The organism is Burkholderia pyrrocinia, assembly GCF_022809715.1.
GTDB lineage: Bacteria > Pseudomonadota > Gammaproteobacteria > Burkholderiales > Burkholderiaceae > Burkholderia > Burkholderia pyrrocinia_C.
Map to the genome: position 1 here is coordinate 3,123,461 of NZ_CP094459.1, position 21,081 is coordinate 3,144,541.

At 67.2% G+C, this 21,081-nt stretch carries 17 protein-coding genes; 4 read left to right on the forward strand and 13 right to left on the reverse strand.

Features of this window, described 5'->3' with window-relative positions:
• The 3 genes from pdxA to MRS60_RS14460 are packed head-to-tail and all read right to left on the reverse strand — an operon-like array spanning nt 1 to nt 4,769.
• The gene (pdxA, locus tag MRS60_RS14450) at nt 1-987 is read right to left on the reverse strand and encodes a 4-hydroxythreonine-4-phosphate dehydrogenase PdxA (RefSeq protein ID WP_243564890.1); all 987 of its coding nucleotides are present in this window, start codon (nt 985-987) and stop codon (nt 1-3) included.
• Nucleotides 988-998: 11 nt separating this feature from the next.
• Nucleotides 999-2,357: a peptidylprolyl isomerase gene (locus MRS60_RS14455; protein ID WP_105391409.1), complete on the reverse strand. Its 1,359-nt coding sequence runs from the start codon at nt 2,355-2,357 to the stop codon at nt 999-1,001.
• 51 nt (nt 2,358-2,408) lie between these two features.
• Entirely contained in the window at nt 2,409-4,769 is a 2,361-nt protein-coding gene (locus tag MRS60_RS14460; protein ID WP_243564891.1) for an LPS-assembly protein LptD, read from the reverse strand.
• Between the two features lie 223 nt (nt 4,770-4,992).
• Here MRS60_RS14460 and MRS60_RS14465 point away from each other — a divergent pair, with 223 nt between their 5' ends.
• Together MRS60_RS14465 and murU are read left to right on the forward strand one after the other, a co-directional pair.
• On the forward strand, nt 4,993-6,042 hold the full coding sequence (locus tag MRS60_RS14465) for an aminoglycoside phosphotransferase family protein (RefSeq protein WP_105391408.1): 1,050 nt from the start codon (nt 4,993-4,995) through the stop codon (nt 6,040-6,042).
• A gap of 22 nt (nt 6,043-6,064) precedes the next feature.
• On the forward strand, nt 6,065-6,784 hold the full coding sequence (gene murU, locus MRS60_RS14470; RefSeq protein WP_243564892.1) for an N-acetylmuramate alpha-1-phosphate uridylyltransferase MurU: 720 nt from the start codon (nt 6,065-6,067) through the stop codon (nt 6,782-6,784).
• A 113-nt stretch (nt 6,785-6,897) separates the two neighbouring features.
• Here murU and MRS60_RS14475 read toward each other — a convergent pair whose 3' ends face one another.
• Nucleotides 6,898-8,769: an ABCB family ABC transporter ATP-binding protein/permease gene (locus tag MRS60_RS14475; protein WP_105391406.1), complete on the reverse strand. Its 1,872-nt coding sequence runs from the start codon at nt 8,767-8,769 to the stop codon at nt 6,898-6,900.
• Between the two features lie 174 nt (nt 8,770-8,943).
• Here MRS60_RS14475 and MRS60_RS14480 point away from each other — a divergent pair, with 174 nt between their 5' ends.
• On the forward strand, nt 8,944-9,339 hold the full coding sequence (locus MRS60_RS14480; RefSeq protein ID WP_027789162.1) for an acyl-CoA thioesterase: 396 nt from the start codon (nt 8,944-8,946) through the stop codon (nt 9,337-9,339).
• Nucleotides 9,340-9,384: 45 nt separating this feature from the next.
• Here MRS60_RS14480 and MRS60_RS14485 read toward each other — a convergent pair whose 3' ends face one another.
• Nucleotides 9,385-9,867, reverse strand: coding sequence for a nitrate reductase associated protein (locus MRS60_RS14485; protein ID WP_034178989.1), 483 nt, complete (start codon nt 9,865-9,867; stop codon nt 9,385-9,387).
• A gap of 120 nt (nt 9,868-9,987) precedes the next feature.
• On the opposite strand from MRS60_RS14485, the gene fdhD reads away from it, so the two are divergent.
• Nucleotides 9,988-10,830: a formate dehydrogenase accessory sulfurtransferase FdhD gene (fdhD, locus tag MRS60_RS14490; protein ID WP_407970863.1), complete on the forward strand. Its 843-nt coding sequence runs from the start codon at nt 9,988-9,990 to the stop codon at nt 10,828-10,830.
• On the opposite strand, the gene MRS60_RS14495 is transcribed toward fdhD, so the two are convergent.
• From MRS60_RS14495 to MRS60_RS14530, 8 genes are all read right to left on the reverse strand, one after another.
• Nucleotides 10,815-11,990, reverse strand: a complete 1,176-nt coding sequence (locus MRS60_RS14495; RefSeq protein WP_243564894.1) for a fatty acid desaturase — start codon at nt 11,988-11,990, stop codon at nt 10,815-10,817. The genes fdhD and MRS60_RS14495 overlap by 16 nt on opposite strands.
• Before the next feature lie 95 nt (nt 11,991-12,085).
• A complete protein-coding gene (gene cyoD / locus MRS60_RS14500) occupies nt 12,086-12,418 on the reverse strand; it encodes a cytochrome o ubiquinol oxidase subunit IV (RefSeq protein WP_131947144.1) in 333 nt (110 codons plus the stop codon).
• Nucleotides 12,419-13,030 carry a cytochrome o ubiquinol oxidase subunit III gene (gene cyoC, locus MRS60_RS14505; protein WP_034178993.1) on the reverse strand — a complete coding sequence of 204 codons (612 nt, stop codon included), beginning with the start codon at nt 13,028-13,030 and terminating at the stop codon, nt 12,419-12,421.
• The gene (cyoB, locus tag MRS60_RS14510; protein WP_243564895.1) at nt 13,030-15,042 is read right to left on the reverse strand and encodes a cytochrome o ubiquinol oxidase subunit I; all 2,013 of its coding nucleotides are present in this window, start codon (nt 15,040-15,042) and stop codon (nt 13,030-13,032) included. Before cyoB ends, cyoC begins: the two co-directional genes overlap by 1 nt.
• Nucleotides 15,043-15,045: 3 nt before the next feature.
• Complete coding sequence (gene cyoA / locus MRS60_RS14515) at nt 15,046-15,936, reverse strand: ubiquinol oxidase subunit II (protein WP_034178995.1); 891 nt, start codon at nt 15,934-15,936, stop codon at nt 15,046-15,048.
• A gap of 561 nt (nt 15,937-16,497) precedes the next feature.
• A complete protein-coding gene (locus MRS60_RS14520) occupies nt 16,498-17,265 on the reverse strand; it encodes an enoyl-CoA hydratase (protein ID WP_243564896.1) in 768 nt (255 codons plus the stop codon).
• 92 nt (nt 17,266-17,357) lie between these two features.
• The gene (locus MRS60_RS14525) at nt 17,358-18,557 is read right to left on the reverse strand and encodes an acetyl-CoA C-acyltransferase (protein WP_175919125.1); all 1,200 of its coding nucleotides are present in this window, start codon (nt 18,555-18,557) and stop codon (nt 17,358-17,360) included.
• Nucleotides 18,558-18,588: 31 nt separating this feature from the next.
• On the reverse strand, nt 18,589-21,024 hold the full coding sequence (locus tag MRS60_RS14530; RefSeq protein WP_243564897.1) for a 3-hydroxyacyl-CoA dehydrogenase/enoyl-CoA hydratase family protein: 2,436 nt from the start codon (nt 21,022-21,024) through the stop codon (nt 18,589-18,591).
• Between the last annotated feature and the right edge of the window lie 57 nt (nt 21,025-21,081).

Below are 21,081 nucleotides of genomic sequence, written 5' to 3' on the forward strand. Positions count from 1 at the left end.
TCAGGCCGCGCGGCGATGGCGCGCCATCGTGACGGCCGTATCGAGCGCGGCGACCATGCTGCCCGGATCCGCGCGGCCCGTGCCGGCCAGATCGAGCGCGGTGCCGTGATCGACCGACGTGCGGATGATCGGCAGCCCGAGCGTCACGTTGATGCCCTCGCCGAACGTCGCGTACTTCAGCACGGGCAACCCCTGGTCATGGAACATCGCGAGCACGCAATCGGCATCGGCCAGATGGCGCGGCTGGAACAGCGTGTCGGCCGGATACGGGCCGCGCGCATCGATACCCTGCGCGTTCGCGCGGGCCAGCGCCGGCGAGATCACGTCGATCTCTTCGCGGCCGAGATAACCGTTCTCGCCCGCGTGCGGGTTCAGGCCCGTCACGAGGATGCGCGGCGCGGCGAGACCGAAGTCGCGCCGCAGGTCGCGATCGATGATCGCGAGCGTCTCGACGAGCCCGTCGATCGTCAGCGCGGCCGACACGTCCTTCAGCGGCAGGTGCGTGGTCGCGAGCGCGACGCGCAGCGGCCTGGCACCGGTGCCCGCCAGCATCATCACGACACGCGGCGTATGCGTGCGCTCGGCCAGGTATTCGGTATGGCCGGTGAACGGCACGCCCGCATCGTTGATCGTGCTCTTCTGCAGCGGCGCGGTAACGATCGCGTCGTACCGGCCCGCCAGCGCGCCGTCGATCGCCGTGTCGAGCAGGTCGAGCACGTACCGGCCGTTCGCCGCATCCAGCTTGCCCGCCTGCACGGGAGCGGCGAGCGCGTGATGCGCGACCGACACCTGCCCGCCGGCGAGCGTTGCAGGGCTCGCGCCGACCGCCGCCGCGCGCGCGTCGAGCAGCGCCGCATCGCCGAGCACGGTGAAATGCGCGTCGGGCCAGCGCTGCGCGGCATCTCGCAGCGCCTGCACGGTCAGCTCAGGGCCGACGCCCGCGGGTTCGCCGGTCGTGATCGCGATCTGCAGCGCGGGCGTGGTCATCGGAGGCTCGTTCAGTTCGCCGGGCCGGCGCCGCCGATCTTGAACTGCACGTACGACGAGTCGCGCAGCTCGCGCAGCCAGTCGGCATATGCCTGCTCGGCCTTGCGCTGGCCGATCGCCTGACGCGCGATGTCCATCTGCTGCTGCACCGAGCCTTCCGCCTCGCGGCGGTTCAGCACCTGGATCAGGTGGTAGCCGTACTCGGTACGAATCGGCTGGCTGATCTGGCCGTCCTGCAGGTTGTTCATCGCACGCTCGAATTCCGGCACGGTTTCACCCGGGCTGATCCAGCCGAGATCGCCGCCCTGCGACGCCGAACCGTCCTGCGAGTAGGTACGCGCGAACTTCGCGAAATCGCCGCCGGCCTCGACCTGGTTGCGGATGTCGGCCAGTTGCTGGCGCGCCTGCCCTTCCGACTTGCCTTCGCCCACGCGCAGCAGGATGTGGCGCACGTGCGTCTGGACGATCTTCGGCGCCGCGGCGGAAGCGCCCTGGCTCTGGCGGCGGTCGACGAGACGCACGATCTCGAAGCCGTCCGGCACGCGGATCAGCGTCGGGTTGACCTGGCCCGGGCGCAGCTTCGATGCGGCATCGACGACTTCGGCCGGCAGCGCGCTCGGCGCCTTGAAGCCGAGGTCGCCGCCCTTCTTCGCGTCGTTTGCTTCGGAGTTGTTCTTCGCGAGCCGCTCGAAATCGGCGCCCGACTTCGCTTGCTGCAGCAGCGCGTCGGCCTTCTTCTGCGCGGCTTCGATGTCGGCCTGCGGCGCGTTGGTCGGCGCCTTGATGAAGATGTGCTGGAAGCGCAGGTCCTGCTGCTGTGCCGCGTTCGGCCCGCGCTGGCTCGCGATGTAGTTCGCGACCTCGGCGTCCGACACGGTGATCTTGCCGTCGACCTCGCGCTCGCGCAGCTTCGACAGCATCAGCTCGGTACGCGCATCGCTCGTGAAGATGCTCCAGGGCACGCCTTGCGACTCCAGACGCGCGCGGTACTGCTCGAGCGTCATCCCGTTCGCTTGCGCGAGACGCTGCAGCGTCGACTGCACGGTCGCGTCGTCGATGCGGATCCCGTCGTCCTTGGCCTTCTGCACCTGGATCCGCTCGAGCACCATCTGGTTCAGCACCTGCGCACGCAACTGGTCGGCCGGCGGCACCGGCGCGTTCTGCTGCTGCAGCCGGCGCGCGATCAGGCCGACGCGCTGGTCGAGTTCGCGACCCGTGATCACGTCGTTGTTGACGACCGCGACGACTTCGTCGGCGAGCTGCGCACCTCGCGAACCGAGCGCCTGCGCCGCGGCCGGCGCGGCGGCGAGCAGCGCGGCGGACGCGGCGAGGCTGGACACGACTGCCGCGAAACGAAGGGATTTCTTCATTGCCACTGATACTCCATTGAAATCGTGCTGACCGGTGCAGACAAGCCGGCGTTACTCGTAGTTGCTGAAGCGGGACATCGGCGGCGGCGGCGGCGGCAGCGGCGTGTAGCCCGGCACCCCGGCGCGGAATGCGGACACGAGGCCGTTGTCGACGGTCGACAAGCCCTTGAGCGTCAATTGCATCATGAAGCGCGTCGACGAGTTCTGCTGTCCCGACGAATTGATGCCGTTCGCGGCCCGCTGCACCCCGACCCCGAGCGCCCAGCAATCCGCGTCGTATTGTAAGCCGAGCAGACCGTCGACCACGCGATCGCCGGCGAGATCGTAGTTGAAGCGGCCGATCGCATACAGGCGGCGCGTGAGCGGCCACTGCGCGGACACCAGGAACTGGTTGATCGGCTGGTTGTCGAGCGTGGTGTTCGAGCGCGTATAGCGGTAGCCGACGTTGATCACGCGGCGCTCGCCCGGGCTGTAGCCGAAACCGATGCTCGACTTCACGAGCTGGTTGTTGTTCTGGTTGTACTGGAACGCCGTTTCCGACATGAAGCCCGAACCGAGCTTCAGCGCGGCGCCGACGATCAGGTCCGAGTGGCGCGCCAGCACGGCGCTCTGCCCGGGGTTCAGCGTGACGCGCTGATCGGCGAAGTAGTACTGCTGCGCGATCACGAAGCGCGCACGCTCGTCGCCGGTGCGCGGATCGATGAAGCGCGACGTGAGGCCGGCCGTGATCCGGTTCGCATCGGCGATCCGGTCGTTGCCGACGAACGTGTTCGGCTGGTAGATCTCCGCGAGGCCGAAGTCCGATTCCGCGGTGTCGAACAGCGGCGCGTTCGACTGGTCGCGATACGGCGTGTACACGTAGTACAGGCGCGGCTCGAGGGTCTGGATGAAGTCCTGCCCGAACAGGCGCACCGAGCGGTCGAAGATCAGGCCCGAGTCGAAGGTCACGGTCGGGATCGACTCGGTGAAGCGCTTCGGGTTGTTCGGCGTGCCCGACGACAGGTGGCTCAGGTCGTACGACGCGAAGTGGTACTGAACCTTCGGCACGACGAAGTAGCCGGGGCCGTACACGCCGTATGCGATGTACGGGTTGAAGACGATCCGGTCGCCTTCGGTCGCATCGGCCGTCGTGATGCGGAACCGCGAATAATCGGCTTCCGCGCCGAAGTCGAAGCCGCCGACGTTGTACTTCGTGTACTTCACGTTCAACTGCGGCTCGCGGCTGTACGGCGCGATCGACGGCGGCAGCGTCTGCCAGTGCTGGTAACGCGCAAGCACCGACCACGGGCCGTTGTTGTACGTGAGGCCGGCTTCCTGCTGGTACAGCGTCTGCGTCCCGTTGATGAACTGGTTCGTCGAACCGAGATCTTCGGGATAGGTGTTGTCCGAGACCTTGTTGTAGTAGACGTAGCCGCCGAAGCCGCCGCCGAAGTTCTGCTGGTGCTGCCAGTAGATCGCGTAGCGGTTGCGGTGCGCGAGCCGGTCATCCGGCAGGTAATTGGCCGTAAACGTGCCCGAATACGACGGCGACAGGTAGCGGAACGTCGCTTCGGCCATCACGCCGCGCCGCGAGATGATGCGCGGCGTAAGCGTCAGGTCGCGGTTCGGCGCGATGTTGAAGTAGTACGGCAGCGACAGCTCGAAGCCGTTGTTCGAGTTCATCGAGAACGTCGGCGGCAGCAGGCCGCTGCGCCGCTCGCCCGACAGCGGGAACGTCAGCCACGGGCTCGCGAAGATCGGCACGCCCTGGAAGAACAGCACGCCGTTGCGCGCGGTGCCTTCGTCGGCGCCCGTATCGAAGTCGAAGCGGCTGCCCTTGATGTACCACGCGGGGTTCGTCGAGCACTGGCACGCCGTGTACGTGCCGTTGACGAACACCGAGCGCTCGTTGTCGACCATGTCGACGCGCTCCGCGCTGCCCGACCCGCCCGTCACGTTGAAGTGGTACTTCGGCGCCGTCATGAAGCCCTGGTTCGCCTCGATCTTCAGATGCGCCTCGGGGCCCGCAAACGACGTGCCGCCGTTGACTATCCTGACCTGGCCGTACGCATCGGCCATGTCGGTATCCTGATCGTAGTGGATCGCGTCGGCCTTCACGACGGCTTCGCCGCGCCGCAGTTCGGCCGAACCCTTCGCGGCCAGATCCTGCTCGGCCGTGCCGCTCGTGTGGTCGGCGATCACGAAGGCGGCCGGCTTCGCGCCGTCCTTCAGCGGATGATCCTCGAGCTGGGGTGCGAGACGCAGATCCCACGGCGAGTCGAGCGGCTGCGGCTGCGCAGCCGCGCCCGACAGCTGCGCGTACGACACGGCCGGCACGAGGCCCGGCACGGCCAGGAGCGCGAGCGCGAGCCGCCGTTTGCGCGGCGCCCCGTCACCGGGGAAAACATTCGGGAATAGCGGTTTGGGCGGCATCTATCGTTTGGCGAATCGCCCCTTGTCAACCGCGCCTTCACGGCACACTCGCGCACGGCGGGCCGCGCCGTCGAACCGCGACTGCGGCTGAGCGCAAACCGGGGAGGCGATCGGGCGGACGGCGCGACAGGCAGCGGACCTGTACGGCGGAAGCTGACGCGGGGCGCGTCAAAAAAGTCGTGGGGTATTATATGGCAAGACGTTCCCCCCTCCCCCGAGTTTCATGACGCCGCCATCCGCCGCATCCCAGCCCGACGCCCGCCTCGACGCACTCACCGCGTGGCTGCGCCCGCTCGCCGGGCGCTACGCCCTTGACCTGTCGACCCTCGCGCCTGCGTCGTCCGACGCCAGTTTCCGCCGTTATTTCCGTGTCGCGTCGGCCACGAGCGCCGGCGGCACGCTGATTGCCGTCGACGCGCCGCCGCCCGAGAAGTGCCGCGAGTTCGTCCAGGTCGCGCAATTGCTCGCCGCGGCCGGCGATCACGTGCCGGACATCCTGGCCCACGATTTCGACGCGGGCTTCATGCTCGTGACGGACCTCGGCCGCACGTCGTACATCTCGGTGCTCGATCCGGCCGACCCGGCCGCCGCGCGGCCGCTGATGCGCGACGCGCTCGACGCGCTGATCCGCTTCCAGCTCACGTCGAAGCCCGACGTGCTGCCGCCGTTCGACGAAGCGTTCCTGCGCCGCGAAATGGAGCTGCTGCCCGAATGGTTCGTCGGCCGCCACCTCGGCAAGCCCGTCACCGACGCGATGCGCGGCACGCTCGACCGCACCTTCGCACTGCTGGTCGCCAGCGCGCACGCGCAGCCGCAGGGTTTCATGCTGCGCGACTTCATGCCGCGCAACCTGATGGTCTGCGAGCCGAATCCGGGCGTGCTCGACTTCCAGGACGCCGTCTACGGGCCGCTGACGTACGACGTCGTGTCGTTGCTGCGCGACGCGTTCGTCAGCTGGGACGAGGAGTTCGAGCTCGACTGCTTCGCGTACTACTGGGAAAAGGCGAAAAAGGCCGGCCTGCCGGTCGATCCGGATTTCGGCGAGTTCTACCGCCAGCTCGAATGGATGGGGCTGCAGCGCCATATCAAGATCCTCGGCCTGTTCGCGCGCATCAATTACCGCGACGGCAAGCCGCACTACCTGAACGACCTGCCGCGCTTCCTCGCGTATGCGCGCAAGGTCGCGCTGCGCTATCGCCCGCTCGTGCCGTTCGCGAAGCTGCTCGACGAACTCGAGGGCAACGCGCCGGCCGACGTGGGCTATACGTTCTGACTGTCCTGACACCCGGCCGAACATGAGTGACACCCTGACCACGGCGATGATCTTCGCCGCCGGGCGCGGCGAACGGATGCGCCCGCTGACCGACACCCGCCCGAAGCCGCTGCTCGAAGCGGGCGGCAAGCCGCTGATCGTCTGGCAGATCGAAGCGCTCGCACGCGCGGGCATCGAGACGATCGTGATCAACCATGCATGGCTCGGCGAACGGATCGAGGCCTCGCTCGGCGACGGTTCGCGCTGGGGAGTGCGGCTCGCGTATTCGGCCGAGGGCGAAGCGCTGGAAACCGCCGGCGGCATCGCGCAGGCATTGCCGCTGCTGGAACCCGACGGGCGGCCGACAGTGTTCGTCGCGGTGGCCGGCGACGTGTTCGCCGAGTTCGATTACGGGAAGCTCGCCGCCCCCGCCGCGCGCATGTCGGCACTCGACGCGCCCGCGATGCATCTCGTGATGGTGCCGAATCCGCCGTTCCATCCGTCCGGCGACTTCGTGCTCGGTGGCGACGGGCGCCTGTCGCTCGACGGCGGCGAGCGCGTCACGTTCGGCAGCATCGGCCTGTACGACACGCGGATGTTCCGCGATCTCGCGCCCGGCACGCGACGCGCACTGACGCCGTACTTCCGCGCGACGATCGAAGCCGGCCGCGCGAGCGGCGAACTGTACGAAGGCGTCTGGGAGAACGTCGGCACGCCCGCGCAGCTCGGCGAACTCGACGCGCGGCTGCGCGCCGCGGGCTGACCGGACGACGGACTACCTACGCGGCGCCGCGTCGTGCCGCTACGCTGCCCGCGCGCACTTCCGGCAGACCGCCCCGGGTTCCCGCTGCGCGCCACCGCGCGCAGCATCGCCGCTCACGCGGCCTCGGCCTCTTCCCCGCCCGCCGCCGCGCGCTGCTGCTGCAGCGCCCACATCTGCGCATACAGCCCGTCCGCACGCACGAGTTCGTCGTGCGTGCCGCGTTCCACGATCCGTCCGTGATCCATCACGAGGATCTGCTGCGCGTGCACGACCGTCGACAGCCGATGCGCGATCACGAGCGTCGTGCGATGCCGCGCGATCTGGTCGAGCTCGTGCTGGATCGCGCGTTCCGAACGCGAATCGAGCGCCGACGTCGCTTCGTCGAACAGCAGGATCGGCGGATTCTTCAGCAGCGTGCGCGCGATCGCGACGCGCTGCTTCTCGCCGCCCGACAGCTTCAGCCCGCGCTCGCCGACCGGCGTGTCATAGCCCTTCGGCAAGCTTTCGATGAAATCGTGGATATGCGCGGCACGCGCGGCCGCGACCACCTCGTCGCGGGTCGCGGTCGGCCGGCCGTACGCGATGTTGTAGTAGATCGAGTCGTTGAACAGCACGGTGTCCTGCGGCACGATCCCGATCGATGCGCGCAGCGAATCCTGCGTGACGTCGCGAATGTCCTGGCCGTCGATCCGGATCGCGCCGCCCGCCTGCCGGTCGAGATCGTAGAAGCGGAACAGCAGGCGCGACAGCGTCGACTTCCCGGAACCGCTGTGACCGACCACCGCGGTCGTCGTGCCCGCGTCGATCGTGAACGTCACGTCGTGCAGGATCGACCGCGCCGGCTCGTATGCGAAGTTCACATGCTCGAAGCGCACCTGCGCGCCGGCCACCGCGAGCGGCCGTGCATCGGGTAAATCCGCGACTTCCTTCGCGGCCGACAGCAGCCCGAACATCCGGTCCATGTCGGTGAGGCTCTGCTTCAGCTCGCGATAGACGACGCCGAGAAAGTTCAGCGGAATATAGAGCTGCAGCATGAACGTGTTGATCAGCACGAGATCGCCGAGCGTCAGCTTGCCCGCGAGCACGCCCTGCGTCGCGCGCCACAGGATGAACACGAGCCCCGTGCCGATGATCGCCTGCTGGCCGAAGTTCAGCACCGACAGCGAGTTCTGCGAGCGGATCGCCGCCTTGCGGTAGCGCTTCAGGTTCTCGTCGTAGCGCTGCGCTTCCCACTCCTCGTTGCCGAAGTACTTCACCGTCTCGTAGTTGATCAGCGAATCGATCGCCCGCGCGTTCGCGCGCGAATCGAGTTCGTTCATCGTGCGGCGGAAGTGCGTGCGCCAGTTGGTGACCTTCACCGTGAACACGATGTACGTGACCAGCGCAGCGAACGTCACGTACGCGTAATAGGCCTCGTACTTGACCACGAAGAAGCCGAGCACGAGCCCGACCTCGACGAGCGTCGGCAGGATGCTGTACAGCGAATACGAAATCAGCTGCTGGATGCCGCGCGTGCCGCGCTCGATGTCGCGCGACATGCCGCCCGTCTGGCGCTCCAGGTGAAACCGCAGCGACAGCCCGTGCAGGTGCCTGAATACCTGCAGCGCGAGCTGGCGCACCGCGCTCTCGGTGACCTTCGAGAACAGGATCTCGCGCAGCTCGGTAAACAGCGACGTCGACAGCCGCACGAACGCATACGCGACGACCAGCAGCCCGACGCCGCCCGCGAGCACGATGCCGGCCGACTGCTCGGCGCGACCGAGCGCGGTGATCTGCTGCACGTAGGACAGGTGGTCGACGATGCGCTTCATCACGACCGGCACGCCGAGGTTCGCGACCTTCGCGCCGATCAGGCAGGCGAGCGCGAGCGCGACGCGCCATTTGTAGGTGCTCAGGTACGGCAGCAGCGACCGGATGGTCTGCCAGTCGTTGCGGGGCCCAGTCGAAGCCGGCGCGGGCTCGCCGGAAGCAGGAAATCGGCGCATGGGGGAAGGATCGGCGGCGGCGCCGGACGCGTGCATCGGCGGCCGGCTCGCCCGCTTTCTCGTACAATTTGCGAACGTTGTATTGTCGCAGAAGCCGCTTCGCGCCGCTGCCGGCGGTCTTGCCGGCCAGCCTGCGCGCGGCGGCGAATTTATTACAGGATGAAAGCCCCCGCCATGACCGATTCGACCCTCGAACTTCCGCAAAAGCAGCCCGCGCTGCGCGTCGTCCCGCAACCGCACGACGCGAACGTCCACGGCGACGTGTTCGGCGGCTGGATCATGTCGCAGGTCGACATTGCCGGTTCGATCCCCGCGAGCCAGCGCGCAAATGGACGCGTCGCGACGGTCGCGGTCAACTCGTTCGTGTTCAAGCAGCCGGTGTTCGTCGGCGATCTTCTGAGCTTCTACGCGACCATCATGCGCACCGGCAACACGTCGATCACGGTCGACGTCGAGGTGTATGCACAGCGCATGCGCCTGATGGGCGAAATCGTGAAGGTCACCGAAGCGACGCTCACGTACGTCGCGACCGGCCCGGACCGCAAGCCGCGGCAACTGCCGCCGCTCTGACGCTCCGACGGACAAGCGCCGCGCTGCGGCGCGGCACGCGGCCCGTCAGTGCGTGGCCGTCAGCCCGAACTCCCGCATCGCGGGCAGGAAATCGTGATTCAGCTTCGGCTTGCGCGACAGCTTCACCAGCACGTAGCGCTGGAACGGCGCAAGCCGCTGCCACTGCGCGAGCGCGGGTGCCGACAACCCGGCCAGCGCGCTCTGCTGCACGAGCGACTCCGGCACCGTGTCGGTGGCGCGCCAGCTCGGCTGCTCGTCCGGCTGGAACCACGACGGTTCCAGATCGGCGTGCGTGCGCAGCATCTCGAACAGCGCATGATCGAAGTTGGGCTCGATCGCGGTGTCGTCGTCGGCCGGAAAGCGCGCGAGCAGCTTGCGGTCCTCGAGCGGTAGCAACTGCCACTGCTCGAGCGAAATCCGCAAACCGAAGCGGTCGAGGTTGAAACGCACGATCATCGGGATGTACGTGAAATTTTCCGACGAATCGTGTTCGAAGTTGAATAGCAACGGAGCGTCGCTGAGTCCCATGGTCGTTACCTGACGTGACGGTTGCCGGCGCGGCCGGCCTGCCTGGGGTATTTTAGAACCTCTGCGCGCGGACGGCGGACACGATTGATGGTCCGCCGGCCGTGCCTCGAATCAACGGGAGTGCTCGTGAATCCGACCGAATCCGACGAACCGCACGCCGAACCGCGCGGCGCGATCGAGCTGTCCGTGCGCCGCACGCGCGGCGGCGCCGTCGAAACCGCGCACGACTACGTCGGCCAGGAATGGCCCGTCGCACTCGTCTTCAACGGCATCTCGCACGCGGTGATGATGTGCACGCCGTGCGACCTCGAAGCGTTCGCGGTCGGCTTCGCAATCTCGGAAGGGATCGTCGCGCGCGGCAGCGACATCAAGGACATCGAGGTGATCCTGCACGCCGACGCGCCGCTGCCGCATGCGGAAGTCCATCTGGAAGTCGTCCAGCAGGCATTCGCCGCGCTGAAGGACCGGCGCCGCGCGCTCGCGGGGCGCACCGGCTGCGGCGTATGCGGAATCGAAAGCATCGACCTGCTCGACCTCGCGCCCGAACGCGTGCCCGACACGGGCTTTCTCGCGCGCCTCGCGCCCGACGCGCTGGCGCGCGCGGCACATGCGCTGCCGGCCCACCAGGCGCTCACGCAGCTCACGGGCGGCCTGCATGCGGCCGCATGGTGCGACGCAACAGGCGCGATCCGGATCGCGTTCGAGGACGTTGGCCGCCACAACGCGCTGGACAAGCTGATCGGCTCGCTCGTGCTGTCGCGCGCCGACGCGACCGACGGCTTCGTGTTCCTGTCGAGCCGCGCGAGCTACGAGCTCGTGCGCAAGGCCGCACGGGTCGGCATCCCGATGGTCGCAACCATCTCCGCGCCGTCGTCGCTCGCGATCGAGATCGCAAAGGCGGCCGGTTTGCGGCTCGTCAGCTTCTGCCGCGAAACCGGCCACGTGGATTACGGCACCGCGTGAGCGCTCGCGGCGGGCACCTTGCCCGCCGGTTCGGGAACCGCGCCCCCCAGTTCGTCCGCGGCGGCCGGCGGGAGCGCGTCGCATGCCGCGTCGCTCGTCCGGTTTCCGAGGTAGTCCGTCCAGAGCTTGCGGTCGGTGTCATAGAGCTTGCAGCGGCGCGCCGTGTCGAAATACCAGCGCCAGCTGAAGCGCTGCACGACGATCCGCCCGGGCAGCATGTCTTCCAGTTTTGACTGCGCGGGCTTGAGCCGGTACAGCGGCACGCTCATGTCCACGTGATGCGCCGTGTGCTCCATGATGTGGTGCAGCAGGCCGCCGATACCGAACGGGAACGTCAGGTGCAGCGTGGTCGACACGAACGGCGCGGCATTCGACCATTCCGCGCGGTTCGCGTGCCACGCGATGCGCGGATCGGTGTGATGGACATACACGACGAAGCCGATCATCGAGCACCAGAACAGGAACGGCACGAGCACAGCGGTTGCGAGCAGCAGCGCGATGGGCTGCCCTGTCGCGATCGCCACCCAGACGACGGCGGCGATCCACACGGCCGCGAAGCCCGTCACCAGCAGGCAGTCGCGCCGGAATACGGGCCGCGACGCACCGACATAGGTCCTGGTCGGGAAATACATCCGCAGCCACCAGATCTCGACGAGATAATAAAGCCCCGGCGCCCAGCCGCTTCGGTAGACGCGATCCAGCAAGCGGCGCACCGGCGACAGCGCGGCGTATTCCGCCGGCGTATGCGGCGCCCACACGAAGTCAAAGCCCTTCAGGTTCGTATAACCGTGGTGCACGACGTTGTGCCCGACTTCCCACAGGCTGTATGGCGTCAGCGACGGCAGGAATGCGATGCGGCCGAGCCAGCGGTTCAGCCGGCGATCGGGCGTCAGGCTCTGGTGACACGCGTCGTGCCCGATGATGAAGAGCCGCCCGGTGATGAAGCCGGCGGCCATCCCGCAGACGATCTTGCCGATGATCGACGGAATCAGCAGCGCGCCGGCGAACGCCGCGAACAGCAGCAGGTAGTCGAGCACGAGCAGCGCGATCGGGCGCACGATCTCGCGCGTGGCGAACGGCACGAGCCACGCGCGGATGACCTTGCGATGCGGGATCGGCTCGTCGGCACGAACCGGGGTCTGGGAATCGTTGTTGATCATGATGCGCAAAGGCGCGCGAACCGCACGCCCGAAAGGAACAAAGCCGTGCGGCGGGCACGGCGCGGAAGGGCGGGCCAAACCACGGCCCGGGCCGGTTAACGCGACATCATGTTCATGCTGACGTTGTGCATCACCCACAGCGTCCCGAAGATCAGGATCAGCGCGGTGAGCACCGTGTAGCTGAACGCCATCACGTTCCAGCGCTGGCTGGACGACGTGTTCATGTGCAGGAAGCACACGAGGTGCACGAGAATCTGCACGAACGCGAGCACCGCGAGCGCGATGAGCGCGGCCTTCGGCGCCAGCACGCCGCCCGTCACGAGGCCGAACGACGCGGCCGTCAGCAGCACCGACAGCACGAAACCGACGACGTAACCGCCGGCCGTGCCGTGCGCTTCATCGTGGTGGATGAGTTCCGAATGAGCCATTTAGATCACGCCCGCGAGATAGACGAAGGAGAACACGCAGATCCAGACGATGTCGAGGAAGTGCCAGAAGAGGCTCAGGCAGGTGAGGCGCCGGAAGTCGCGTTCCGTCATGCCGGGGCCACGCGCGATCTGCACGACGAGCACGACCATCCACAACAGGCCCACCGCCACGTGCAATCCGTGCGTGCCGACCAGCGCGAAGAACGCCGACAGGAACGCGCTGCGCTGCGGGCCCGCGCCTTCCGCGATCAGGTGCGAGAACTCGCGCAGTTCCATCGCGAGAAACGCAGCGCCGAGCACGAACGTCACCGCAAGCCAGACGAACACGGTGCCGCGCCGGCGGCGCTGCGCGCCGAGCATCGCGAAGCCGTACGTGATGCTGGACAGCAGCAGCGCGGCGGTCTCGAGTGCGACGCCCGGGATATCGAACAGGTCCTTCGCGGTCGGCCCGCCCGCAAACTGGTGGCCGAGCACCGCGAACGTCGCAAACAGCGACGCGAAGATCACGCAGTCGGTCATCAGGTACAGCCAGAAGCCGAACACCGAATGCGACGGCGGATGGTGGTGCGCCGCCGGTTGATGGCCGGCGCCCGCGAGAGATTGATACGACATCAGTTCGCCTCCAGTTCGGCTTGCGGCGCCGGTGTGCCGATCCGCACGCCCGCGCGTTGTTCCTCGATCGTGCGGACGGTATCCGCCGGAATGTAATAGCCGTCGTTGTCCTGTGCGCTGTACAGCACCACCGTCGCGACGATGCCGACGAGCGCGGCGATCGCGAGCCACCAGATGTGCCAGACGAGTGCGAAGCCGAGCGTCAGGCTGAAGAGGCCGACGAAGAAGCCCGCACTCGTGTTCGACGGCATGTGGATGTCCTGGTACCTGACGTTCTTGCCGAGGCCGAGCCCGAGGCCCTTCGCCTTGCGATACGCGAGCTCGTCGAGTTCATGAACGTTCGGGATCACCGCGAAGTTGTAGACGGCGGGCGGCGAATTCGTCGCCCATTCGAGCGTGCGGCCGTTCCACGGATCGCCCGTCGCATCGCGATACTGCGGCTGGTTGCGATTGCGCCAGCCGACCCACACCGATGCGACCTGGCACAGCACGCCGAGCGCGATCAGCGCGACGCCGAACGCGGCGGCGACCAGCCACGGATGCCAGGCCGGGTTGTCGTAGTGGTTGAGCCGCCGCGTCATGCCCATGAAGCCGAGCACGTACAGCGGCACGAACGACGCGTAGAAGCCGAGGAACCAGCACCAGAACGCGCGCTTGCCGAACTTCTCGTCGAGCCGGAAACCGAACACCTTCGGGAACCAGTAATGCACGCCCGCGAAGTAGCCGAACACGACGCCGCCGATGATCGCGTTGTGGAAGTGCGCGATCAGGAACAGGCTGTTGTGCAGCACGAAGTCCGCGCCGGGAATCGCCATCATCACGCCGGTCATGCCGCCGAGCGTGAACGTGACCATGAAACCGATCGTCCACAGCACGGGCGCCGTGAATTCGATGCGTCCGCGGTACATCGTAAACAGCCAGTTGAAGATCTTCACGCCGGTCGGAATCGCGATGACCATCGTCATGATGCCGAAAAACGCGTTGACGTCCGCACCGGAACCCATCGTGAAGAAGTGGTGCAGCCACACGAGGAACGCGAGCACCATGATCACGCACGATGCATAGACCATCGTCCTGTAGCCGAACAACGGCTTCTTCGCGAACGTGGCGATGACTTCCGAATAGATGCCGAACGCGGGCAGCACGAGGATGTACACCTCCGGATGCCCCCATGCCCAGATCAGGTTCAGGTACAGCATCGCGTTGCCGCCGGCATCGTTCGTGAAGAAGTGCATGTCGAGGTAGCGGTCGAGGCCCAGCAGCGCGAGCGCGACCGTCAGGATCGGGAACGTGGCCATGATCAGCACGTTCGAGCACAGCGCGGTCCACGTGAACACCGGCATCTTCATCAACGTCATGCCCGGCGCGCGCATCTTGATGATCGTCACGAAAAAGTTGATCGCCGTGATCAGCGTGCCGACGCCCGAGATCTGCAGCGCCCACAGGTAGTAGTCGACGCCGACACCCGGGCTGAACTGCAGCTCCGACAGCGGCGGATACGCGAGCCAGCCCGTCTGCGCGAATTCGCCGATCACGAGCGAGATGTTCATCAGGATCGCGGCCATCGCCGTCATCCAGAAGCTCAGCGAGTTCAGGAACGGGAACGCGACGTCGCGCGCGCCGATCTGCAGCGGCACGATCAGGTTGAAGAACGCGACCAGCAGCGCCATCGCCATGAAGAAGATCATGATCACGCCGTGCGCGGTGAAGACCTGGTCGTAATGATGCGGCGGCAGGTAGCCGGGGCCGTTGTACGCGAGCGCGAGCTGCACGCGCATCATCACGGCGTCCGCGAAGCCGCGCAGCAGCATCAGCACCGCGACGACCAGGTACATCACGCCGATCTTCTTGTGATCGACGGACGTCAGCCATTCGCTCCACAGCCATTTCCATCGGCCGGTGACCGTCAGCGCGGCGACGATGCCCAGCACGACGAGCCCCATGAAGGCGCTCGCCCCCATGATGATGGGCTGGTCGAACGGGATCGCCGATAGTGTGAGTTTGCCGAACATGCGTTACCCCTTCGTCGTGCAGGCGGCGTCCTTCGGGTCGAGGGCGTGGCCGTTGTTGTATTTCGCGATGATGTTGTGAAACAGCTTCGGATCCACCGACGAGAAGTAGCGCACGGGCGCCTTCTCGCTCGGCTGCGCGACCGCGCCGTAGGCGGTCATGTCGAGCCGGTCGGACGACGCCTTCACCTTCCTCACCCACGCGTCGAACTGCTCGCGCGGCTCGGCGAGCGTGCGGAACTTCATGTCGGAGAAGCCGCGGCCGCTATAGTTGGCGGACACGCCCGCGTAGCTGCCCGCCTCGTCGGCGATCAGGTGCAGGCGCGTCTGCATGCCGGCCATCGCATAGACCTGGCTGCCGAGCTGCGGGATGAAGAACGAGTTCATCACCGAGTCCGACGTGATGCGGAAATTCACCGGCGTGCCGACCGGAATCGCGAGCTGGTTGACCGACGCGATGCCGAGCTCCGGATAGATGAACAGCCATTTCCAGTCGAGCGCGACAACCTCGACATCGATCGGCTTCACCGACGATTCGAGCGGCTTGTACGGGTCGAGCTCGTGCGTCGTCCGCCACGTGAGGATGCCGAGGAACAGGATGATCAGCGTCGGCACCGTCCAGATCACGACTTCGATCGCGGTCGAGTGCGACCAGTTCGGCGCGTAGGTTGCGTTGCGGTTCGACGCGCGGTAGCGCCACGCGAAGTAAAGCGTCAGCAGGATCACCGGCACGACGACGATCAGCATCGCCCACGTCGCCGTCGCGATCAGCGATTTCTCGGCGACGCCCACCGCGCCCTTCGGATCGAGCACGTGAAGGTCGCTGCAGCCGGCGAGTGCCGCCAGCAGCCCGATGGCGGGCGCCGCACGCGCTCCGCCGGTGATTCGTCCGATCATTGTTCGTTCGCCTGATTGTCGTTGAGAAGAGCCGGCCGTATGCCGTCATCGCGCGACGCATCCGGCCGCGGCGACCTGTGCGCGAACTGTACGGAAAATTGCCGCAGTGCAACTTGACGGCGGACAAGCTTTGCCGAGGTGAGCCGGAACCGCCCCGAGCGGGGCGAATCGGGACGCCGGCACCCGCGCACGATTGCCGGCGATGGCCTATGGCGCAACGGATCGGGGGCCGGCGCTCAAGCCCCGCGGATGGCGGGCGGCAATGGCGAAACGGGAAACATGACGGCGCCGCACCGCGACACGAGAGACGCCGGCCGCGGCATCACGCCACGCCATCGTCGACACCGACGCGCGTTGTGAGTGCAGTACGGCAGCAGAACGGCGCAGGGGAACGCGGAACGCCGCGCGAACGCGCAGCGGCGCAGGTTCGAGCCGACGCGTCGATTGACGCATCGGCCGTGGAGACCGAACGCAAGCCGCGCGGTCGGCGGCTCGCGCGGGCTAGCGTGGCCGCCTCGGACGGTGAAGGAATCCGGGGCGGCAACGCACGGGTGCCCGGTGTCAGTCGAACTGACGGAAATCCGGCTTGCGCTTCTCGAAGAACGCGGTCATCGCCTCGCGCGCTTCCGGCGCGCGCAGCATCGCGGAGAAGTGGCCCGCCTCTTCGGCCATCCGCGCGGCGGTCGCCACGCCGCCCGTATCCTTCAGCAGCGCCTTCGTCACGCGCAGCGACGACGCCGGCAGCGCCGCGAGCTTCGCCGCCTGCTTCGCCGCGAACGCGTCGAGTTCGGCGGCCGGCAGCACGCGGTTGACGATGCCGATCCGGTGCGCTTCCAGCGCATCGAACGCCTCGCCGAGCAGCAGCTTCTCGGCGGCGACCTGATGGCCGGCCAGGCGCGGCAGCAGCGTGCTCGACGCGGCTTCCGGGCACAGCCCGAGCTGCGCGAACGGCAGCGAGAACGTCGCGGTGTCGGCCGCATAGACGAGATCGCAGTGCAGCAGCATCGTCACGCCGACGCCGACCGCGATGCCCGGCACCGCGGCGACGATCGGCTTCGGTGCACCGCTGATCCGCGCGAGAAACTGGAACACCGGCGCGTTCTCGTCCTTCGGCGGCGCCTTCAGGAAATCCTCGAGATCGTTCCCCGAGCTGAAATTGCCGTCGCCGCCGCGCAGCAGGATCACGCGGACCGCCTTGTCTTCCTGTGCTTCGGCGAGTGCGTCGGCCATCGTCTGGTACATCGCCGCCGTCAGCGCGTTCTTCTTCGCCGGGCGCGCGATCGTGATCGTCATCACGCCGTCGGCGCGTTCCACTTGAATTTCGGCCACAACCGTCTCCTTTGACTTTCCTCTATCGGAATGAAAAAACGGTGCGCGAGCTCGTGGCCCGCGCACCGCCGTCGCTTTTCGTCGCGTCCCGCTTACAGGCGTTCGATGATGCCCGCGGCGCCCATGCCGGTGCCGACGCACATCGTGACCATCCCGTACTTCAGGTTGCGGCGGCGCAGGCCGTGCACGACGGTCGCCGCGCGGATCGCGCCGGTCGCGCCGAGCGGGTGGCCGAGCGCGATCGCGCCGCCCAACGGGTTGACCTTCGACGGGTCGAGGCCGAGATCGCGGATCACCGCCAGCGATTGCGCGGCGAACGCCTCGTTCAGCTCGATCCAGTCGAGATCGTCCTGCTTCAGGCCCGCGGCCTTCAGCGCGGCCGGAATCGCTTCCTTCGGACCGATGCCCATGATTTCCGGCGGCACGCCGCGCACCGCGAAGCTCACGAAGCGCGCGAGCGGCGTCAGGTTGAACTCCTTGAGCACCTTCTCCGACACGACGAGCAGCGCACCGGCGCCGTCCGACGTCTGCGAGCTGTTGCCGGCCGTGACCGAGCCCTTGTTCGCGAACACCGTGCGCAGCTTCGCGAGGCCTTCGAGCGACGTGTCCGCGCGCGGACCTTCGTCGAGCGCGATCTCGCGCGTCTTCACGTCGACTTCGCCGGTCGCGAGGTTCGGGAAACGCTCGGTGAGCGTGTATGCGGCGATCTCGTCGTTGAACTCGCCGGCCTGCTGCGCGGCGAGCGCCTTGCGGTGCGACTCGACCGAGAACGCGTCCTGGTCTTCGCGGCTCACCTTCCATTGGTCGGCGACACGCTCGGCCGTCAGGCCCATCCCGTACGCGATGCCAAAGTCTTCGTTGCGATCGAAGATGTGCGGCGACATCGACGGCTTGTTGCCCATCATCGGCACCATGCTCATCGATTCGCAGCCGCCCGCGAACAGCGCGTCCGACTCGCCGACGCGGATGCGGTCGGCCGCCATCGCGAGCGCCGTGATGCCCGACGCGCAGAAGCGGTTGACCGTCACGCCGCCGACCGTCTGCGGCAGGCCCGCGAGCAGCGCGCCCATCCGCGCGACGTTCAGGCCCTGCTCGGCTTCCGGAATCGCGCAGCCGATGATCGCGTCCTCGATCAGCTTCGTGTCGAAGCCGGGCACCTGCGCGACCGCCGACCTGATCGCGTGGACCAGCAGCTCGTCCGGGCGCGTGTTCTTGAATACACCGCGCGGGGCCTTGCCGATCGGCGTGCGGCTGGCGGCGACGATGTATGCGTCTTGCAATTGTTTGCTCATTTCAGACTCCTTGTCCGCTCTGTCCGCTCGCTCAGTTACGCACCGGCTTGCCGGTCTGCAACATGCCCATGATCCGTTCCTGCGTCTTCTGCGTGCCGAGCAGCTCGACGAACGCACGGCGCTCGAGCGCGAGCAGCCACTGCTCGTCGACGAGGCTGCCGGCTTCGACGTCGCCGCCGCACACGGCTTCGGCGATGCGGCTCGCGATCAGGTAGTCGTGCTCGCTGATGAAGCGGCCGTCACGCATGTTGACGAGCGATGCCTTGATCGTCGCGATCGCCGAGCGGCCCGCGACCGGCACGTCCTTCGCCCGCAGCGGTGCGCGGTAGCCGCTTGCGGCCAGCGCGCGTGCTTCCTTCTTCGCGGTGTCGAGCAGTTCGAACACGTTGAAGATGACCGTGTCGGACGGCTTCAGGTAGCCCATCGCACGCGCATCGTGCGCGGACGCCGATACCTTCGCCATCGCCGCGTTCTCGAACGACTTCGTGACGAACTTCAGGATGTCGGTGGTCGCGTTCGCGGCCGTGGCGGCATCCGCCGCGCGCAGCGCGGCTTCCTTCAGGCCGCCGCCCGCCGGCACGAGGCCGACACCCACTTCGACGAGACCGATGTAGCTCTCGACGTGCACGACGCGCTTCGCGCTGTGCAGCATCAGCTCGCACCCGCCGCCGAGCGCGATGCCCGACACGGCTGCAACGACCGGCACGTTCGCGTACTTCACGCGCAGCATGCCTTCCTGGAACTTCTTCACGAACGGCTCGATGCCCTTCGCGCCGCCCATCATGAACGCGGGCATCGCCTCTTCGAGGTTCGCACCGGCCGAGAACGGGCCGCCCGGCGTGCCGAGCTTCAGCGACGTCGGCTGCCAGATCACCACGCCCTTGTAGTCCTTCTCCGCGAGTTCGATCGCCTGCACGAGGCCGTCGATCACGCTCGGTCCGATCGTGTTCATCTTCGACTTGAACGACACGATCACGACGTCGTCCTCGCCCGCACGGTCGTCGACCCAGGCGCGCACCGCGTCGGTTTCGAACAGCGTCTTGCCGTACGTCTTCGGATCGGCACCGGTTTCGCCGAGCAGCGGCGCACGGAACACCTGCTTGCCGTAGACCGCGAGGTCCGAGCGCGGCACGAAGCGCTGCGCCGCCGGCGCCCACGAGCCTTCGACCGTGTGCACGCCGCCCTGCTCGGCGACCGGGCCGTCGAGCACCCACGACGGCAGCGGCACGTTCGCGAGCGCCTTGCCGGCCGCGATGTCTTCCTGCACCCACTCGGCGACCTGCTTCCAGCCGGCAGCCTGCCAGCCTTCGAACGGGCCTTCGTTCCAGCCGAAGCCCCAGCGGATCGCGAGGTCGACGTCGCGCGCGTTGTCGGCGATCGACTCGAGATGCACGCCGATGTAGTGGAACACGTCGCGGAAGATCGACCACAGGAACTGCGCGTGCGGATGGTCCGTCTCGCGCAGCAGCTTCAGGCGCTCGGCCGGCGGACGCTTCAGGATGCGGCCGACGGTTTCGTCAGCCTTCGCGCCCGAATCGACGTAGGTGCCCGTCTTCGCGTCGAGCACCTTGATCGCCTTGCCTTCCTTCTTGTAGAAGCCGCCGCCCGTCTTCTGGCCGAGCGCGCCCTGCTTCACCAGTTCGGCGAGCACGGCAGGCGTCTGGTAGACCGGGAAGAACGGATCGTCGGCGAGGTTGTCCTGCATCGTCTTGATCACGTGCGCCATCGTGTCGAGGCCGACCACGTCCGCGGTGCGGAACGTCGCCGACTTCGCGCGGCCGAGGCGGCTGCCCGTCAGGTCGTCGACTTCGTCGAAGCGCAGGCCGAACTTCGCGGCCTCGGTGATCACCGCGAGGATCGAGAAGATGCCGACGCGGTTCGCGATGAAGTTCGGCGTGTCCTTCGCGCGCACGACGCCCTTGCCGACGATGCTCGTCAGGAACGTCTCGAGCTGGTCGAGGATCTCCGGGCGCGTATGCGCGGTCGGGATCAGCTCGACGAGGTGCATGTAGCGCGGCGGGTTGAAGAAGTGCACGCCGCAGAAGCGCGCCTTCAGCTCGTCCGAGAAACCTTCGGACAACTTCGTGATCGACAGGCCCGACGTGTTGGTCGCGAAGATCGCGTTCGGCGCGATGTGCGGCGCGACCTTCTTGTACAGGTCGTGCTTCCAGTCCATCCGCTCGGCGATCGCCTCGATCACGACGTCGCATTCGGCCAGCTTCGCGATGTCGTCTTCGTAGTTCGCCGCCTCGAGGTACTTCGCGTCGTCCTTCACGCCGAACGGCGCGGGCGACAGCTTCTTCAGGTTCTCGATCGCCTTCAGCGCGATCGCGTTTTTCGGGCCTTCCTTGGCCGGCAGGTCGAACAGCAGCACCGGCACGCGCGCGTTGATGAGGTGCGCGGCGATCTGCGCGCCCATCACGCCGGCGCCCAGCACGGCGACCTTGCGAATCAGGAAATTGCTCACGGGATGTCTCCGGATAGTGTCGTGCAGCGCGGAATGTGAGGGCTGCACGGAGAAGTG

Excerpts from the sequence above, each read along its gene's own strand:
- pdxA (WP_243564890.1), bottom strand. The coding sequence starts at position 987 with ATGACCACGCCCGCGCTGCAGATCGCGATCACGACCGGCGAACCCGCG.
- MRS60_RS14455 (WP_105391409.1), bottom strand. The coding sequence starts at position 2,357 with ATGAAGAAATCCCTTCGTTTCGCGGCAGTCGTGTCCAGCCTCGCCGCG.
- MRS60_RS14460 (WP_243564891.1), bottom strand. The coding sequence starts at position 4,769 with ATGCCGCCCAAACCGCTATTCCCGAATGTTTTCCCCGGTGACGGGGCG.
- MRS60_RS14465 (WP_105391408.1), top strand. The coding sequence starts at position 4,993 with ATGACGCCGCCATCCGCCGCATCCCAGCCCGACGCCCGCCTCGACGCA.
- murU (WP_243564892.1), top strand. The coding sequence starts at position 6,065 with ATGAGTGACACCCTGACCACGGCGATGATCTTCGCCGCCGGGCGCGGC.
- MRS60_RS14475 (WP_105391406.1), bottom strand. The coding sequence starts at position 8,769 with ATGCGCCGATTTCCTGCTTCCGGCGAGCCCGCGCCGGCTTCGACTGGG.
- MRS60_RS14480 (WP_027789162.1), top strand. The coding sequence starts at position 8,944 with ATGACCGATTCGACCCTCGAACTTCCGCAAAAGCAGCCCGCGCTGCGC.
- MRS60_RS14485 (WP_034178989.1), bottom strand. The coding sequence starts at position 9,867 with ATGGGACTCAGCGACGCTCCGTTGCTATTCAACTTCGAACACGATTCG.
- MRS60_RS14495 (WP_243564894.1), bottom strand. The coding sequence starts at position 11,990 with ATGATCAACAACGATTCCCAGACCCCGGTTCGTGCCGACGAGCCGATC.
- cyoD (WP_131947144.1), bottom strand. The coding sequence starts at position 12,418 with ATGGCTCATTCGGAACTCATCCACCACGATGAAGCGCACGGCACGGCC.
- cyoC (WP_034178993.1), bottom strand. The coding sequence starts at position 13,030 with ATGTCGTATCAATCTCTCGCGGGCGCCGGCCATCAACCGGCGGCGCAC.
- cyoB (WP_243564895.1), bottom strand. The coding sequence starts at position 15,042 with ATGTTCGGCAAACTCACACTATCGGCGATCCCGTTCGACCAGCCCATC.
- cyoA (WP_034178995.1), bottom strand. The coding sequence starts at position 15,936 with ATGATCGGACGAATCACCGGCGGAGCGCGTGCGGCGCCCGCCATCGGG.
- MRS60_RS14525 (WP_175919125.1), bottom strand. The coding sequence starts at position 18,557 with ATGAGCAAACAATTGCAAGACGCATACATCGTCGCCGCCAGCCGCACG.